Raw genomic sequence first — 15,483 nt, 5'->3', positions numbered from 1 at the left:
TGACCCACGGGCTTAATGGCCCACAGTCTGGTCGGCATCACCCTGCCTGACCGCTTCACCTTTCTGATTATCTGATGGCGACGCGGTACGTTCAATATACGAGGTCTCCCATTTCTACACGAGCTCTCACTATTAGCCGAAAACTGATCTAGGCCAAGTCACTGCGAAGCAATTGGTTTAATTTCGATGAATGACACGCCCACTCAGATTAGAATTCCCAGGAGCCCTTTACCACGTCACCAGCCGGGGTAACCGCAAGGCGCTTATTTAATTTCAATCGCCGTCACGATTTGGTGGGCCACTAACGATTTCGCGCAACACGTTCAATCGGCGGCGACCACAACTCCCCTGCAAGGCATCTCCAAAATTCAGCGCAGCAACTTGGCGCAGTCATTAAGGACGTATCAAGAAAGTTACCCAGACCGGGATGACGCAATGGCCGCCGCCTACGACAGCCATGCATACACATTAACCGAGATCGCGCGCCATTTCGGCGTCTCGCTCATGACGGCAAGCCGCGCCGTTAAAAAACGCAGCTGATACCGTCGAGTTCGTGTAGAAATGTGAGACCTGACCCCGGGTTTAGTAGGTGAGGCGCAGTTGGACGTAGGCGGTGCGCGGGCCGCCGACCATGCGGCCGGCGTTGCCGTCGACGTTGCGGGTGTAGTAGCGCTTGTCGACGATGTTGTTGACGCCGGCCGCGACTTCGTACGCGCGCTGCTTCCACGAGACGTTGGCGTTCCACAGGCGGAAGCCGGGGATCTGCCCGGTTGCGCCATTGGCCGACTCCGCCACCGTGTTGGCGGTGTCGGAATACTGCTTGGTCTGGTGGGTGGTGGACAGGTTGGCGGTCCACGCGCCGACGCGGTAGCGCGCGCCGATGGTGTCGGTGGTGCGCGAGTAGAACGGTACGTCCAGCCCGGCCGTCGCGCCCGATTCCTGCAACGCTCTGGTGTAGGTGTAGTTGGCGTAGACGTTCAGGCCGGCCAGCGCGCTGGCGTCGTCAAACGTGTAGTCGGCCGCCGTTTCGATACCGTCGTGGTTGGTCGCGCCGATGTTCTGGAACGTCGCCGGCGTGGTGCCCGGCACCTGCACGATCTGGTTGTCGAACTTGAGCTTGAACAGGGTCGCCTCGGCGCTCACGGCGCCGCTCTTCCAGCGCGCGCCCAGTTCGGCGGTCTTGGCCAGTTCCGGCTTCAGCGGGTTGTTCGGCGTCTGCGAGTTGAGCTGGGTGTTCTGCACCGGTCCGAACGAGGTGGTGTAGTTGACGAACACCGTCAGCGCCGGATTCAGCAGGTAGGCTACGTTGAGCGACGGCAGCGCTTTGGTGTTGTCGGTCTCAAAGGTCGATTTGGCGGCGACGTCGTTGCGGGTCGACGAGATCTGCTCGTAACGCACGCCCGGCGTGATGCGCCATTGGCCCAGCGCAATGCGGTCGTCGATGTAAGCCGCGTGCGCGTCGGTGCTATTGACGAAGGTGCCGATCGTGCCTTTGAGCCCGGTCGCCACGGTTTGCAGGTAGTTGTTGTCGTCGCCGCGCTCGCGCAGGTAACGGTAGCCGACAGTCACGTCATGCACCATGCCGCCGCCGTTGAAGCGCTGTGTGTAGCGCGGTTCGATGCCCAGCACTTCGTAGTTGCGCGGCTGCCAGGTGATCTGGGTCTTGGCCGCGTTGATCAGCGCGCTCTGGCGGAAGCTTTCGTTGTAGTACGCTTTGATCTCGAATTCCTGCGTGGTCGAGACGGTGTTCAGGTAACCCACGTCGACGCCGTGGCGGTCACCGCTCCAGAAGTCGGTCGGACGGGTGTTCTGGAAAGGGTCGGCCTTGTATTGCACCACGGTCAGGCCGCCCGGCGTGCGCGACAGCACGTCGTAGTAAGAAATCTTGCCGTACACCTCGCTGTGGCTGTTCAGCGGATAGCGGAACTTGATCGCGACGTCGTTGACGCGCTCGTCGCTCCCCTGGCGCCACTCCGAACCTTCCATGCCCGAATACATCAGCGCCACCCCCAGGCCGTTGCTGGCGGTGCCGCCGACAAACGCGCTGTACTGGCGATTGCCGTCGCCTTCGCTGAAGTGGTTGTAGCGCACGCTGGCGTCGCCGCTGATGCCCTCGCCTTCCGGAATCGAACGGCTGCGGAAGTTGATGATGCCGCCGACGTTCTGCGGGCCGTAGCGCACCGCGCCCCCGCCGCGCACGACGTCGATCGATTCGATATTGTTCAGGCTGACCGGCGCAAACGACAGCTGCGGCTGGCCATATGGCGCCACCGCCAGCGGAATGCCGTCCAGCAGCACGGTCGAGCGCGGCGAGTAACGGCCGGTCAGGCCGCGAATGCCGATGTTGAGCGAGATGGCGCTGCCGGCCGTGCCCGAGTTGTCGGTCGATTGCACGCCCGGAATTCGGCGTAGCACGTCGCCGATGTTGGCGGCGCCGGTTTCGTCGATCTCTTCCTTGTTGACCACGGTACGCGCGCCAGCGAAGTTCTTGACGCTGTTTTGCAGGCCGGAGCCCAGCCAGCTGCCCGACACTTGAATGGTTTCCATCGGCGCGTCATCGGTTTGCTGGGCATGCAAGGCGAGCGGCGCCGTCAATAGGGCTACTGCGGCGGCCAACGCGGTCAATTTAAATGGCGCAACGTTCATGGACAGTTCAGGCATAGGAAGAATAGTTGATATTGAAAAACAGGCGGAATGATAACAGTTCTCATTATCAATGACTAGTTTTGCGCGGTGTCGTTTATAATTGTCCAATGTTCTATTCCGCCAAACGCCAAGTGCTGCACATCTGGATCGCCATGCTGGCCGTCCTGTTTGCTGCGCTGGCGCCGACGGTCTCGCACGCGCTGGCGTCCACCACTGAGGCGGCGCTGGCGGAAATGTGTACCGTAAACAGTGGCTCCAAGAAGGCGCCGACCAACATCATGCACGGCATGGAGCACTGCGCCTACTGCGCCATGCAGGCGTCGACGCCAGCCCTGCCGCCATCGCCCATCAATGGTTTCGCCATCATCGGCGGCCATGATGTGTATCCGCCGCTGTTCTACACCGCGCCGCAGCCGCTGCAAACGTGGCGCGCCGCCAGTCCGCGCGGACCGCCCGCCTTTTCCTGATCGTTAGTCGTGTTTCCGCTGTCCTGGTGTGTTGACAAGGACAGCGGCCATCTATCCGCATCATCAGGAATACCATGAATACCAATCTGTCTCCATTGGCATTGGCGCTGCTTGCTGCCTTTGCTACGCACGCCCACGCGGACGAAGATGTCCCGCTGCATCAACTGGGCACGGTCATCGTCACCGGCAACCGCCCTACCTCGCTGCCGACGCAGATCCCGACCACCATCGAGGGCATCACCAAGGAAGAAATCGAACGCGATATCAACGCCACCGACGCCGAGGACGCGCTCAAATACCTGCCCAGCCTTCTGGTGCGCAAGCGCTATATCGGCGACTACAACCACGCCGTGCTGTCGACGCGCGCCTCCGGCACCGGCAACAGCGCGCGCTCGATGGTCTACGCGGACGGCATCCTGCTGTCCAATTATTTGGGCAACGGCGCCACCTTCGCTCCGCGCTGGGGCATGGTCAGCCCGGAAGAAATCGAACGGGTCGATGTGCTGTATGGTCCCTTCTCCGCCGCGTATGGCGGCAATTCGGTTGGCGCGGTGGTCGATTACGTCACGCGTATGCCGACCAAATTTGAAGCGCACGCCAAGCTGACGTTGACGCATCAGCCGTTTAAACTCTACGGCACCAACGATAACTACGACGGCAAGCAAGGCAGCTTTGAGCTGGGCGACCGTCAAGGCGCGTGGTCGTGGTGGCTGGCGTTGAGCCGCACCGACAGCGAAGGCCAGCCACTGACCTTCCCTACGCGTTCGGCCAACACGCCGCTGAGCAGCGCCGGCACGCCGGTCACCGGCGCGGTGGCGGGACTGGACCGTAGCAACAATCCCTGGTATCTGCTCGGCGCGGCGACGCAGTACCACACGGTTCAGGATCAGTTGAAGGCCAGGCTGGCGTACGATTTTTCGCCGACCATGCGCGCCACCTACACCTTCGGCTTGTGGCGCAATGATTCGGAAGGCCGTCCGGCCACCTATCTGCGCGATGCGGCGGGCCAGCCGGTCTACACCGGCACGGTCAATGTGAATGGCCATGCCTACACGCTGGCGCCGACCGATTTCAACCTGTCCAACGAAGACCTGCAGCACTTCATGCATGGCCTGACGCTGAAGACCAACACCAAGGGTGTATTCGACTGGGAGGTCGCGGCCAGCCTGTATGACTACAACAAGGACCAACTGCGCGCAGCCACGACGGTCACCATGCCGGAAGCATTGTCCGGCGGCGCGGGACGGCTGGTGAATCAGGGTGGCACCGGCTGGAACACGTTTGCGGCCAAGGGTGTGTGGCGGCCCGATGCCGAGAACGTGGCGGAATTCGGCTATCAGCGGGAGGCCTACAAGTTAAGCAGCACCGAGTCGCCCACCACCGACTGGATCAACGGCGTGGCGAGCGGCAATCCCACCTCGCGCTTCGGCGGCAAGTCGGGAATCAACAGCCTGTATGCGCAGGATACCTGGAAGTTCGCGCCGCAGTGGAAGACGGTATTGGGTGCGCGCTTCGAGCGCTGGCATGCGCATGACGGCGTGATTGCCAATGCCACCAAGGCCGCATCGTACGCGGAGCGGACTGAAAATTATATGTCGCCAAAAGCCGCCCTGGCGTATCAGGCCAGCGAGGACTGGGTATTGAAGGCGTCACTGGGCCGCGCGGTGCGCATGCCGACGGTGTCGGAGCTATATCAGGGCGGCGTCAATGCCGCCGGCCAGCTGACCAATAACGATCCGAATCTCAAACCCGAGAAGTCGTGGACCACGGAGCTGAGTGGTGAGCGCAAGCTGGCCACCGGCTATCTGCGCCTGACTGCGTTCGGCGAGCGCACCACCGATGCGCTGTACTCGCAGACCAATGTGCTGGTCACGCCCATGGTCACGAATATCCAGAACGTGGATCTGATCCGCACCAAGGGTTTGGAGGTATCGTATGGCGCCAATGATGTGCTGCTGCGCGGCCTCGATCTGAGTTCCAGCCTGACGTGGACTGATTCGAAGATCATCCGCAACGATAAGGCGCCGAGCAGCGTCGGTAAATGGCAACCGCGCATTCCGGAGTGGCGCGCGACCGGCGTGGCTTCCTACGCGGTCAACGACAAGCTGTCGATGACGCTGGCCGGGCGTTACAGCGGCAGGCAGTATTCGACGCTGGATAATTCGGATGTCAACGGCTTCGCCTATCAAGGCTCCAGCAAGTACTTTACTGCCGATGCGCGCGTGCGCTATCGCTTCAACGCGCAATGGAGCATGGCGCTCGGCATCGACAATCTGAATAACTACCAGTACTGGAACTTCCACCCTTATCCGCAACGTACTTACGTCGCTGAGCTGAAGTTCGATCTCTAACCCTCGCAGGCGCCGCCGGATTTTCGGTGGCGCCTGGCGCGCATTTAAACATTCATATGATATACTTGTTTACGTCAAAACTTCATATAGACAGAGATCATCATGCTGAGCACCGAACATAAAGCCATCATCACTGCCACCGTTCCAATCCTGGAAGAAGGCGGCGAAGCACTGACCCGCCATTTCTATCAATCGCTGTTCCGCGACTACCCGCACGTGAAGCCCTTGTTCAATCAGGCCAACCAGCAAGACGGCAACCAGCAGCGCGCGCTGGCCAATGCGGTGCTGATGTACGCAAAAAATATCGAGAAACTGGAAAAACTCGGGCCGCTGGTCGGCACCATCGTGAACAAGCATGTGTCGCTGCAGATCCAGCCGGAGCACTACCCTATCGTCGGCGCCGCGCTGTTGAAAGCGATCCGCGAGGTGCTGGGCGACCAGGTGGCGACCGATGCGGTGATTGAGGCCTGGGGTGCGGCCTACGGCCAGTTGGCGGATATCCTGATCGGCGCCGAGGAAAACGTCTACAAGGAAAACGAACAGGCCGAAGGTGGTTGGCGCGGTGCGCGCGCCTTCAAGGTGACGGCCAAGACGGTGGAAAGCGAGGAGATCACCTCCTTCGTGCTGACGCCTGTGGATGGCGGCAAGGTGGTGGCGCACAAGCCTGGCCAGTACATCGGCGTGCTGGTGGCGGTGAATGGCGCGGAGCAGCGTCGCCAGTATTCGCTGTCCGCCACGGCCAATGGCGAGAGCTATCGCATCAGTGTGAAGCGTGAACCGGGCGGCGTGGTGTCCAATTTCCTGCATGATGGCGTGCAGGTCGGCGATAGCATCGATCTGTTCCCGCCGTCGGGCGACTTTGTGCTGGCCGACAGCGACAAGCCGCTGGTACTGATCAGTGGTGGCGTCGGCATCACGCCAACGCTGCCGATGCTGACGGCGGCGCTGACCACCGGTCGACAGGTCCACTTCATTCACGCGGCGCGCCACGCCGGCGTGCATGCGTTCCGCGCTCACATCGACGCGCTGGCCGCCAGCCACCCGCAGTTGCAGCGTTTCTACTGCTATGAGTTGGCCGATGCTGGTGCGGTGCAGCCGCATGCCACCGGCTATCTAAATCCGCAGCAGCTGACCGCGTGGCTGCCGGAGACGCGCGATGTAGACGCCTACTTCCTCGGCCCGACGCCGTTCATGAAGGCGATCAAGTCTCATCTGGCGGAGCTGGGCGTGCCGGCATCGCAAACGCACTTCGAGTTCTTTGGTCCGGCGGAAGCCCTGGCTTGATGCGCTTTTCAACTATGTAAAGCCGGATTTCTTCGTGTACCTGCTTAGGTGTGGATGTAATACTTTACGCATCCTCGCCTAACATTGGGAAAACATGAAGCGCAGAACCCTGTTGAAACTGGCGGCCGGCAGTGCCGCCTTGTCTGGTTTGTCCCCTGTATCGCTGGTGGTCGCCGCTCCGCTGAAGGAGCTGCGGCTGGACTACGCTTACTACTCCCCTGTCAGTCTGGTGCTGCGGCGTTTTGGCTGGCTGGAGGATGAGTTCAAGGCGGACGGCGTGCAGGTGCGCTGGGTGCTGAGCGCCGGCAGCAATCGCGCGCTGGAATATCTGAACGCGAACAGTATCGATATCGGCTCGTCGGCTGGCCTGGCGGCGTTGCTGGCGAAGGCGAATGGCAATCCAATCAAGACACCGTATATTTTCTCCCGGCCGGAGTGGACGGCACTGGTGGTACGCAAGGATTCGCCGATTCGCTCGGTGGGGGATTTGAAGGGCAAGAAGGTAGCGGCCACCAAGGGCACCGACCCGTATCTGTTCCTGCTGCGGTCCTTGCAGACTGCGGGCTTGAAGCGCAGCGATATCGAGCATGTGAGCTTGCAGCATGCGGATGGCCGCGCGGCGCTGGAGCAAGGCAAGGTGGACGCGTGGGCCGGACTTGATCCCCACATGGCGGCCAGTGAACTGGAAGCCGGCTCCAAGCTGATTTACCGGAATGTGGCGTTTAATACCTACGGTTTTCTGAATGTGCGCGAGGAGTTCCTGGCGACGCGGCCGGCGGAAGTGGCGCGTGTGATCAAGGCGTATGAACGTGCGCGCGCCTGGGTGATCGCCAATCCTGGCGAGGCGGCCAAGATCTTGTCTGAAGAGGCCAAGGTGACGTTACCGGTGGCGCTGTTGCAGGTGAAACTGCGTAGTGATTTCAGTAATCCGCAGCCAGGTAGCGAGCATGTGAAGGCCTTGCAGGTGGCCGCGCCGATCCTCAAAGCCGAGGCGCTGGTCAAGGGCGACACAGACTTGAACCGCGCCATCGCGGAGCTGGTGGATACCCGCTTCGCGCAGCCTTACATTACGAAGGCATAGGAGCAGCCAGCATGAGCAGCCAACTGGCCGCATCACCCACAGAAGCTGCCACCGCGCACCGGGATGCGACACGCGACACCACGCCAGCGTGCGATCGCGGCTCGGCGGCGGCAGGCTCCGCGGCAGCTGCCGATGCAGGCACCGTTGCTGTAGCGTCGCCCGACCCAACATTCGGCGTCAGCATGCCAGGTGCTGCCGGAGGACGATGGCGGCGCGCTTTGCTTGGTCTGCTGTTGCCGGTGGCAGTGTTGGTGGCGGTGGAGCTATCGGTGCGTGGCGGGCTGATTCCCGCCAATATGCTGCCTGCACCATCGCAGATCCTGGTTACATTGCGTGACCTTGGCGCGCAAGGATTGGCTGGCCATATCGTCGCCAGCACGCTGCGCGTGGTCGCCGGCTTCGCGGCGGGCGCCGTGTTGGCCGTACTATTGGGCGCCGCCGTTGGCCTGAGCCGCCACGCCGAGGCCATTCTCGATCCAAGCTTCCAGGCGCTGCGCGCGATTCCGTCGCTGGCCTGGGTGCCATTGCTGCTGCTCTGGCTCGGTATCGACGAAGCACCGAAAATCGTCCTGATCGCCATCGGCGCCTTCTTCCCCGTCTACATGGGTGTGGCCTCCGGCATTCGCGGCGTAGACCGCAAACTGATTGAAGTAGCACGACTATACCGCCTGTCCAACGTCGCGCTAACGCGGCGGGTGCTGCTGCCCGCCGCCCTGCCGGCCATCCTCACCGGCCTGCGCAACGGTCTCAGTCTGGCGTGGATGTTCATGGTCGCCGCAGAACTGATCGCCGCCAGCAAAGGCCTCGGCTACCTGCTCTCCGACGGCCGCGAAACCAGCCGCGCCGATATCGTCCTCGCGGCCATCTTCCTGCTGGCCATCCTCGGTAAAATCAGCGACAGCCTGATGGCCGCCATTGAAAAACGCAGCCTTGCATGGCGCGACAGCTACGCATGACCATCGTCCTCGATATCCACGTCACCGAAAAACGCTACGGCGCGCGCACCGTGCTGCGCGACCTCAGCCTGCAACTGCAAGCGGGAGAAGTGGTCAGCCTGATCGGCGCCAGCGGTTGCGGCAAAAGCAGCCTGCTGTCGATCGCCTCTGGCCTCGATCGGAATTTCAGCGGCGAGATCAAACTGGAAGGTAAAGCGCTGCACGGCGTGAGCCGCGACATCGGTTTCATCTTCCAGGAACCACGCCTGTTCCCTTGGCTGACGGTGTCCGAAAACGTCGCCTTCGACAGCAACAACGCCCTGTCCTCGCAACGGCTGGTGACGCGCCTGCTGGCGGAAGTGGGCCTGCAAGACCATGCCGAAGCGCTGCCGAAACAGCTGTCCGGCGGCCAGGCCCAACGCGCCGCCATCGCGCGCGGCCTGTTCACGCAGCCGCGCGTGCTGCTGCTGGACGAACCCTTCTCCGCAGTCGACGCCTTCACCCGCATGAAGCTGCAAGACCTGCTGCTGAAGGTCGCCCACCAGCACAAACTCACCGTGCTGCTGGTCACGCACGACATCGACGAAGCGCTCTACCTGAGCGACCGCGTAGTTCTGCTGGACGGCGGCCTGACCGAGTTCCATCCCGGCCCGACACCACGTAAACGCGGCAACGCCGATGCCGCACATCTAAAGGCCGCGATTCTCGACAGCCTTCACGTCTGACGCGCTACTGCAACCCGTACTTCGCCTTGATGCGGGATGCACTGCCATCCTTCTGCACCAGCGCCATGGCCGCGTTAAACCTCCGCAAAAAGCCGGCATCGATAGCACGCCGGTCGAACATGATGTAACTTTCGGTGATAGCCAGCGGCGGGCCAACAATCCGCAAGCTTGCGGTAGCATGCATTTTTTTCAGCATCGCCAGGCCCGTTTGCCGCCCGGTGATCACCGCGTCGACCCGCCCCACTATCAACTTGCGAAAGCTCCACTCGTCATGCGAGGCGTAGTCGAGTCGAGAAAAAACGCGGCTGCCAACCGCCGCATCCACCACCTGCCCATAGGCCGCCCCGCGCACCAGCCCAACAGAGCGCCCGGACAAGGTCCGCAAGTCGCCGCTAAATTCAATCGGCATATCCTTGCGCACAAACAGTACCATCTCCTGCTTGAACAGCGGCCGGTCTGAGAAAGCATATTGCCGCTCCAGCTCCGGCGTCTTCTTCATGGTGAAGATACCGCTGGCGTAGCCATGCTCGAACAGGGCCAGGGAACGCGCCAGCGGATAGATGTGCAGTTGTGGCATCACGCGCAATCGGGCAAAAATCTCCTGCACCATCTCCACCGCCGCGCCCTTGGGCGTGCCATCGGCATCGGCCTGTGTGTAGGGCGACTGATCATAGGCCAGCAGCTTGAATTTTTCGCTTGGCACAGCGGCGCACACGCCTAGCCACCCGGCGCCGCAGCACAGCAGCCATGCAATCAACACAGCGCGCATCAATTCAGCAGCTTCACCGGCTGTCTGTCGGCAGACGTCAGCGAATCCACCTTGAAACGGGCAACCGTGGCGCGCAAGCCCTCCGCCTGCTCCGCCAATGCGTGCGCCGCCGCTGTCGCCTGCTCCACCAATGCCGCATTTTGCTGCGTGACGTCGTCCATGCTGATGATGGCTGCGTTGACTTGCTCCACGCCGGCGCGCTGCTCAACGGACGCCGCCACCACTTCGCGCATGATGCCGCTGACCCGGCCGATCGACTCCGAGATGCCGGACATCGCGCGTCCCGCTTCGTCGACGGCTGCGGCCCCGCTGCCGATATCCGACACCGATCCCATAATCAGGTTGCGAATCTCCTGCGACGCCGCCGCGCAGCGCTGCGCCAGTGCGCGCACTTCGCTGGCCACGACGGCAAAACCGCGCCCCTGCTCACCGGCGCGCGCAGCTTCCACTGCGGCGTTCAGCGCCAGGATATTGGTCTGGAAGGCGATACCTTCAATGGTCGCAATTACTTCGGTCATGCGCGTGCTGCCATCCGATACCTTGTCCATGGCGGCGATCACGCGCTGCACGACGTCGCCGCCGGTGGTGGCCATTTGCAGCGCGCTTTCCGCCTCGCCCTGACCCTGCGCCGCGTTATTGGTGTTGTTGCCGATGGTCGATGTGATTTCTTCCATGCTGGCGGCGGTTTCCTCCAGCGAGGATGCCTGCTCTTCGGTGCGGCGCGACAAATCGCTATTGCCATCGGCGATTTCGGCGGCGGCATGGGCGATGGTGTCAGCCGAACCCTTGATCTCCGCCACCATGCGGTTGAGGCTCACGCGCATCTGTTCAAGGGAGGCGATCAGGCTGTCGTTCGCCATCTGCGAGGTATCGACCGCGAACGCCAGGTTGCCGGCGGCGATTTCGCCGGCAATCGCCTGCGCTTCGGCGGGGTCGCCACCCAACTGCCGCATCACGACGCGCGTCAGCAGCACGCTGACCGTCACGCTCACCACCAGCGCTACCACCACCAGCAGCAGGATCGTTGTGTAGGCCTTGTCCGCGGCGCTCTTGGCTGCGGCGCTGGCCTCTTCATTAAGCTTAATCTCCTTGTCCTTGAGCGCTTGCGCGGCATCAATCCATGCGCGCTGCGCGGGCCGCAGCCTGTCGATCGCCAGCCTGGTCGCCAGTTCACGCTCGTTCTTCAGCCCCGCGTCGAGTACCGCCGCGAAAGCCGGCTGCGCAGCCGCTTCCAGTTCGCCCAGTTTGGCGAACAAGCGCTTTTCTTCGTCGGTGGTGCCGGCTTCTGCGTCAAACATCTTCCCCAAGCCAGAGTAGGAATCACGATAGAGGGTTTCCTGGCGCTTGATGCGCTCAACTTCTGGCGCCACCATTTGCGGATCGGTCAGCAGTATCACATTGCGGATAGCGATCATGCGATCCTGGATGGAGTTCTGCAACGCGCTGGCGAATAACATCTCTGGATTATTTATATCCGCGATGTCGTCCAGGTTCCGGTTTAACGTCCGTACACCGGAAATCCCGACGCCGCCAATCAGTAGCGACAGCAAACTCAGTAATCCCAGGCTCACGACCAATCGATGTTTCAACTGCATCTCACAGGCTCCATATTTAACTATACTGTACGTATAGTACATGGTTAACCATTGGAAATGTTCATTGCTTTTCATGCACTTCATATGCATGATTTGTGGCTTACGACGCCGGCGTAGTAAAATTACGTACTATCACCTATTCCTAGATCGTCATGACCTCAGCTCACGGAGCGCGCACCAGCAATCGCGATGCGCTTCTGGACGTCCTCGAATCCATCATTTCGGAGGGCAGCGTTCACGACGTTACGCTCGACGGCGTCGCCGCGCGTGCTGGCGTCACCAAGGGCGGCCTGATTTACCACTTCAAATCCAAAGAGGCATTGCTGCACGCGCTGGTTGAGCGCATGCGCGCCAAGGTGGACGCGCATTGCGTCGATCCCGAAGCAGATCCGCGTGCGGCAATCAAGAAGTTCCTGATTGCGCGTATCAACTACGCGTTTACGATGGGCCCTCAGGAGAAGAAAATCATGGCCAACCTGCTGGCTGCCGCTTCTACCTACCCTTCGTTGCTGGTGCCCGTGAAAGGTATGTACGACAGTCGCAGCGGCGATCTGGCGCAGGTGGCCGAGAGTGCCGGCCTGGCGCTGTCGGTATGGACGGCGCTGGACGGCTTTGTCATGCTGGAGATGCTCAACATCCGCCACTTCTCCGACCTGGAGAAGCAGCAGATGCAGGCTGCGCTGATTGGGCTGGTCGAACAGCAGTTCGCCGCCCCGCGCGACTAAACCATCAGAACTTGACGCGCACGCCGAACACCACGTTACGGCCCGGCAGCGGCGCGATGTCCTTCAGCACCGAGGTCGACACGCGGATCTCGTCGTTGGTCAGGTTCTTCGCCAGCAGGAACCAGGTCAAGTCGGCGCCATCCACTTTTTGCGTGTACGACAGATTAGCGTTCAGCTGGTTGTAGCCTGGCGTATCGCTGGTTTCGAACGACGCCAAACGGTCCTGCGACTGCGCGTGCACCAGCGACAGGCCCGCGCGCCAGGCGCCCATCTTGTACGCGGTGCTGACGCCGACGCGGTTGGCCGGTTGCAGCGGCAAGCTGCCGCCGCGTTCCAGTTTGCCGCGCGACGTGTCGGCGAAGACGCGGCCGGACCAGCCGGCGCCGGTCGGGTTGTATTCCAGCTCCGCTTCCGCGCCCTGGATGGTGGCGTCAGCCTGTTCGAAAATGCGCTCGCGCAGTTCCTCGCCCGGATTGCCGTCTTCGTCCAGCAGCTTGCCAGTAATGTGGCCATAGATGAAGTCACTGACCTTGTTGCGGAAGACGTTGGCCTTCCAGCGCACCAGTCCCGTGGTCTTCTGCAGATTCAGTTCGATATTGCGCGAGGTCTCCTTCTTGAAATCCGCGTTACCGATATCGAAGGTGATGGTGGCGTCGTGCGGACCGCTGGAATACAGTTCCTCGGTCGATGGCGCGCGCTGTGCGTACGACAGCGTGGCGCCGATCGCGTAGCCCGGCACGAACGGCCACAGGCCGCCCACCGATGCCGATTGCAGGTTGAACGAACGCTCGACGCCCGTCACCGGCTCGCGCTTGACGCGCTCCACGCGGCCACCGGCGTTGAACTTGACCGGGCCAAAGTCGGTTTCCTCAACCAGGAACAAGGCGTTGGAGGTGGAATGGGTGACCGGCACGGTATCCGGGCCGCCTTCCGCGCTCAGCGCCGAGAAGTTGGTGTTTTCGGTTTGCAGGCCGAAGGTGCCATGCCAGCCGGCCACCGGCTTGTGCGTCAGCTCGACGCGGGTTTCGGTCGCCCGGTTCTTGAACAGCACTTCCGGCGCGCCATCCTCGCCGATTTCGGCGTGCTTGTAGTCGGTGTAGCCGGCCTTGAACTTGAGGGTTTCAAAGCCTTCAAATGGGGCTTTTACCAGGCTGTCGATGTCGTAGCGGGTCTGCTTCTGGTCGATCTTCGAGCCTTCGTCGCTTGGGATGCCGTACACATTCGACAGGCGCGAGGCCGATACGCCGACAAAGCCCCAGCTATCCACCCACGAACCGCCGATGCCGCCGGTACGCGCGCGCGTGTCCGAATGCGGCAGACGGCCGGAAGCCGAATCAGGATCGCCCAGCACGCGGTTGCCGGGGATTTTGTAGTCGTCGGCGTTGCGGAAGTTACCGTCGATATGCCACGCCATCTTGTCGACCGAACCATCAATGGTGCCGGACAGATTGCGGCCGCTGTCTACCGTGCTGCCGCGCGCTTCCAGCTGGCCGGTAAGCTTGGGCTCCAGCGCAGTCGGAATGCGTTCGTTGACGACGTTGACCAGGCCACCGATGGCGCCCGAGCCGTACAGCAGCGCCGCCGGGCCGCGCAGGATTTCGATCTGCTGCGCCACCGCGCCTTCCGCCGCCACCGCGTGGTCGTTGGACAGGCCGGAGACGTCGGAGACGGCCATGCCGTTTTCCAGCATCTTGACGCGGGCGCCTTCCAGGCCGCGGATGATGGGACGCGAAGCGCCGGCGCCGAACGCCGATGCCGACACGCCCAGTTCCTGCGACAGCGTTTCGCCCAGCGAGCTGCCGGTCTTGTCGCGCAGTTCGTGGCCGGCCAGCACCTTGGCCGGGGTCAGGATCTGGTCACTGGCGGCGTTGCTGAACGGGGATGCGGTAACCATCACCTGTGGAACGACGGCCTGGCCGAAAGCCAGCGTGGAATAGGCGGACAGGATCGCGCCGGCCAGCAGCGTGCGTTGAATCTTCATTGTAAAACCTCTAGCGATGTGATTGACGGTCGCGCACAACGTACCCTTGCGGGCCGCAGCGGCGCAAAAAACTCAAAATGTAAAAACGGATTTTGGGTGTCAGGCCAGAGGTGGTGCGCGGGACTGGAAGACGCAGGTGGTGCGTTCGCATGCAGGCAGCGTGGTCGGCACGGTGACCGGGCCGGTGCTGAGGGTGGACATCGCCAGCGTCAGCGGCGAACTGGTGATGGCAGCCGCCATCTGCGCCACCGACACGCATTCCGCGCAAACCTTGTGGACGGCGACGCGTTTGCGGTGTTCCGCGTGGTCCTCGTCGCTCAGCTGGACGTTCTGCTGCTGCTCAATCCCATCCCAGTGCGAATAGATGTGCGTTACCCCGACCTGCTGCGTGAGCAGCAGCAGGAGCGCGAGGAACAGATGAACAAACGGGCGGCGGGACTTCATGGCCGGTATTCTAACCGCAATACGCGCCGTGTTACCATAGCGGCATGCACACAGATATCGCCGAATCACAAATCCGCGCTACCGGCGCCCGCGTCACCCGCCAGCGCGTGCTGGTCCTGGACTTTTTACTGGGCCAGAAAAAATCGCTGACCCATCACGAGATTCAAGCCCACCTGACCAAGACCACGCGCGAGGAACTCGACTCGGTCACGCTGTATCGCGTGCTGGAATGGCTGACCGAAAATGAACTGATTCACCGCATCGCCGGCGCCGATCAGGTATGGCGCTTCAGCGCCGGCGCCGGACAGCACGCGCACGAGCATGCGCACTTCCAGTGCACCAAGTGCGAACAGGTCACCTGCTTCACCGACGTGGCGCTGCCGCGCAAGATCAAGCTGCCGGACGGCTTCCAGACCCAGGAAATCGACTTCCTCATCAAGGGCACCTGCGCCAGCTGCAACCGCAAGAAATAATTTGACC

14 protein-coding genes are annotated in these 15,483 nt (G+C 61.9%); 9 read left to right on the top strand and 5 right to left on the bottom strand.

The genetic code is table 11. From position 1 onward, the window contains the following. Positions 1–435: 435 nt before the first annotated feature. Positions 436–540: a LacI family DNA-binding transcriptional regulator gene (locus GTP55_RS30355; RefSeq protein WP_161045508.1), complete on the top strand. Its 105-nt coding sequence runs from the start codon at positions 436–438 to the stop codon at positions 538–540. Positions 541–582: 42 nt separating this feature from the next. On the opposite strand, the gene GTP55_RS13810 is transcribed toward GTP55_RS30355, so the two are convergent. Continuing rightward, on the bottom strand, positions 583–2,646 hold the full coding sequence (locus GTP55_RS13810; protein ID WP_229257921.1) for a TonB-dependent receptor family protein: 2,064 nt from the start codon (positions 2,644–2,646) through the stop codon (positions 583–585). Between the two features lie 107 nt (positions 2,647–2,753). Between GTP55_RS13810 and GTP55_RS13805 the strand changes: the two genes are divergently transcribed. The 6 genes from GTP55_RS13805 (at position 2,754) to GTP55_RS13780 (ending at position 9,489) form a co-directional block, all read left to right on the top strand. After that, entirely contained in the window at positions 2,754–3,113 is a 360-nt protein-coding gene (locus GTP55_RS13805; protein WP_161045506.1) for a DUF2946 domain-containing protein, read from the top strand. 74 nt (positions 3,114–3,187) lie between these two features. Then, positions 3,188–5,464 (top strand): TonB-dependent receptor, encoded by a 2,277-nt coding sequence (locus GTP55_RS13800; protein WP_161045505.1) that lies wholly within the window; start codon positions 3,188–3,190, stop codon positions 5,462–5,464. Between the two features lie 102 nt (positions 5,465–5,566). Beyond that, on the top strand, positions 5,567–6,748 hold the full coding sequence (hmpA, locus tag GTP55_RS13795) for an NO-inducible flavohemoprotein (RefSeq protein ID WP_161045504.1): 1,182 nt from the start codon (positions 5,567–5,569) through the stop codon (positions 6,746–6,748). Positions 6,749–6,842: 94 nt separating this feature from the next. Continuing rightward, positions 6,843–7,829: an aliphatic sulfonate ABC transporter substrate-binding protein gene (locus GTP55_RS13790; RefSeq protein WP_161045503.1), complete on the top strand. Its 987-nt coding sequence runs from the start codon at positions 6,843–6,845 to the stop codon at positions 7,827–7,829. A 182-nt stretch (positions 7,830–8,011) separates the two neighbouring features. Next, positions 8,012–8,785: an ABC transporter permease gene (locus tag GTP55_RS13785; protein WP_229257928.1), complete on the top strand. Its 774-nt coding sequence runs from the start codon at positions 8,012–8,014 to the stop codon at positions 8,783–8,785. Next, entirely contained in the window at positions 8,764–9,489 is a 726-nt protein-coding gene (locus GTP55_RS13780) for an ABC transporter ATP-binding protein (protein WP_229257920.1), read from the top strand. Before GTP55_RS13785 ends, GTP55_RS13780 begins: the two co-directional genes overlap by 22 nt. 4 nt (positions 9,490–9,493) lie before the next feature. On the opposite strand, the gene GTP55_RS13775 is transcribed toward GTP55_RS13780, so the two are convergent. Both GTP55_RS13775 and GTP55_RS13770 read right to left on the bottom strand, forming a co-directional pair. Then, positions 9,494–10,258 carry a substrate-binding periplasmic protein gene (locus tag GTP55_RS13775; RefSeq protein ID WP_161045501.1) on the bottom strand — a complete coding sequence of 255 codons (765 nt, stop codon included), beginning with the start codon at positions 10,256–10,258 and terminating at the stop codon, positions 9,494–9,496. Continuing rightward, complete coding sequence (locus GTP55_RS13770; protein WP_229257919.1) at positions 10,258–11,853, bottom strand: methyl-accepting chemotaxis protein; 1,596 nt, start codon at positions 11,851–11,853, stop codon at positions 10,258–10,260. The genes GTP55_RS13775 and GTP55_RS13770 overlap by 1 nt, the downstream gene beginning before the upstream one ends. Positions 11,854–12,005: 152 nt before the next feature. Here GTP55_RS13770 and GTP55_RS13765 point away from each other — a divergent pair, with 152 nt between their 5' ends. Then, positions 12,006–12,578: a TetR/AcrR family transcriptional regulator gene (locus tag GTP55_RS13765; protein ID WP_161045499.1), complete on the top strand. Its 573-nt coding sequence runs from the start codon at positions 12,006–12,008 to the stop codon at positions 12,576–12,578. A 4-nt stretch (positions 12,579–12,582) separates the two neighbouring features. Here the strand turns inward: GTP55_RS13765 and GTP55_RS13760 are convergent, their stop codons facing one another. Together GTP55_RS13760 and GTP55_RS13755 are read right to left on the bottom strand one after the other, a co-directional pair. Next, the gene (locus GTP55_RS13760; RefSeq protein ID WP_161045498.1) at positions 12,583–14,559 is read right to left on the bottom strand and encodes a TonB-dependent receptor; all 1,977 of its coding nucleotides are present in this window, start codon (positions 14,557–14,559) and stop codon (positions 12,583–12,585) included. A gap of 99 nt (positions 14,560–14,658) precedes the next feature. Further along, positions 14,659–15,003, bottom strand: coding sequence for a hypothetical protein (locus tag GTP55_RS13755; RefSeq protein WP_161045497.1), 345 nt, complete (start codon positions 15,001–15,003; stop codon positions 14,659–14,661). Positions 15,004–15,047: 44 nt separating this feature from the next. Here GTP55_RS13755 and GTP55_RS13750 point away from each other — a divergent pair, with 44 nt between their 5' ends. Further along, the gene (locus tag GTP55_RS13750; RefSeq protein WP_161045496.1) at positions 15,048–15,476 is read left to right on the top strand and encodes a Fur family transcriptional regulator; all 429 of its coding nucleotides are present in this window, start codon (positions 15,048–15,050) and stop codon (positions 15,474–15,476) included. The last annotated feature ends 7 nt before the right edge of the window (positions 15,477–15,483 follow it).

The organism is Duganella margarita (assembly GCF_009857535.1).
Taxonomy (GTDB): domain Bacteria; phylum Pseudomonadota; class Gammaproteobacteria; order Burkholderiales; family Burkholderiaceae_D; genus Rugamonas; species Rugamonas margarita.
Note: the sequence above shows the minus strand (reverse complement) of the source record. Positions and strands in the feature narration are given on the sequence as shown.

Bases quoted from the DNA above. Each gene is read 5' to 3' on its own strand.
- GTP55_RS13770 (WP_229257919.1), bottom strand. From the start codon at position 11,853: ATGCAGTTGAAACATCGATTGGTCGTGAGCCTGGGATTACTGAGTTTG.
- GTP55_RS13810 (WP_229257921.1), bottom strand. From the start codon at position 2,646: ATGAACGTTGCGCCATTTAAATTGACCGCGTTGGCCGCCGCAGTAGCC.
- GTP55_RS13765 (WP_161045499.1), top strand. From the start codon at position 12,006: ATGACCTCAGCTCACGGAGCGCGCACCAGCAATCGCGATGCGCTTCTG.
- GTP55_RS13785 (WP_229257928.1), top strand. From the start codon at position 8,012: ATGCCAGGTGCTGCCGGAGGACGATGGCGGCGCGCTTTGCTTGGTCTG.
- GTP55_RS30355 (WP_161045508.1), top strand. From the start codon at position 436: ATGGCCGCCGCCTACGACAGCCATGCATACACATTAACCGAGATCGCG.
- GTP55_RS13790 (WP_161045503.1), top strand. From the start codon at position 6,843: ATGAAGCGCAGAACCCTGTTGAAACTGGCGGCCGGCAGTGCCGCCTTG.
- GTP55_RS13760 (WP_161045498.1), bottom strand. From the start codon at position 14,559: ATGAAGATTCAACGCACGCTGCTGGCCGGCGCGATCCTGTCCGCCTAT.
- hmpA (WP_161045504.1), top strand. From the start codon at position 5,567: ATGCTGAGCACCGAACATAAAGCCATCATCACTGCCACCGTTCCAATC.
- GTP55_RS13800 (WP_161045505.1), top strand. From the start codon at position 3,188: ATGAATACCAATCTGTCTCCATTGGCATTGGCGCTGCTTGCTGCCTTT.
- GTP55_RS13750 (WP_161045496.1), top strand. From the start codon at position 15,048: ATGCACACAGATATCGCCGAATCACAAATCCGCGCTACCGGCGCCCGC.
- GTP55_RS13775 (WP_161045501.1), bottom strand. From the start codon at position 10,258: ATGCGCGCTGTGTTGATTGCATGGCTGCTGTGCTGCGGCGCCGGGTGG.
- GTP55_RS13805 (WP_161045506.1), top strand. From the start codon at position 2,754: ATGTTCTATTCCGCCAAACGCCAAGTGCTGCACATCTGGATCGCCATG.
- GTP55_RS13755 (WP_161045497.1), bottom strand. From the start codon at position 15,003: ATGAAGTCCCGCCGCCCGTTTGTTCATCTGTTCCTCGCGCTCCTGCTG.
- GTP55_RS13780 (WP_229257920.1), top strand. From the start codon at position 8,764: ATGGCGCGACAGCTACGCATGACCATCGTCCTCGATATCCACGTCACC.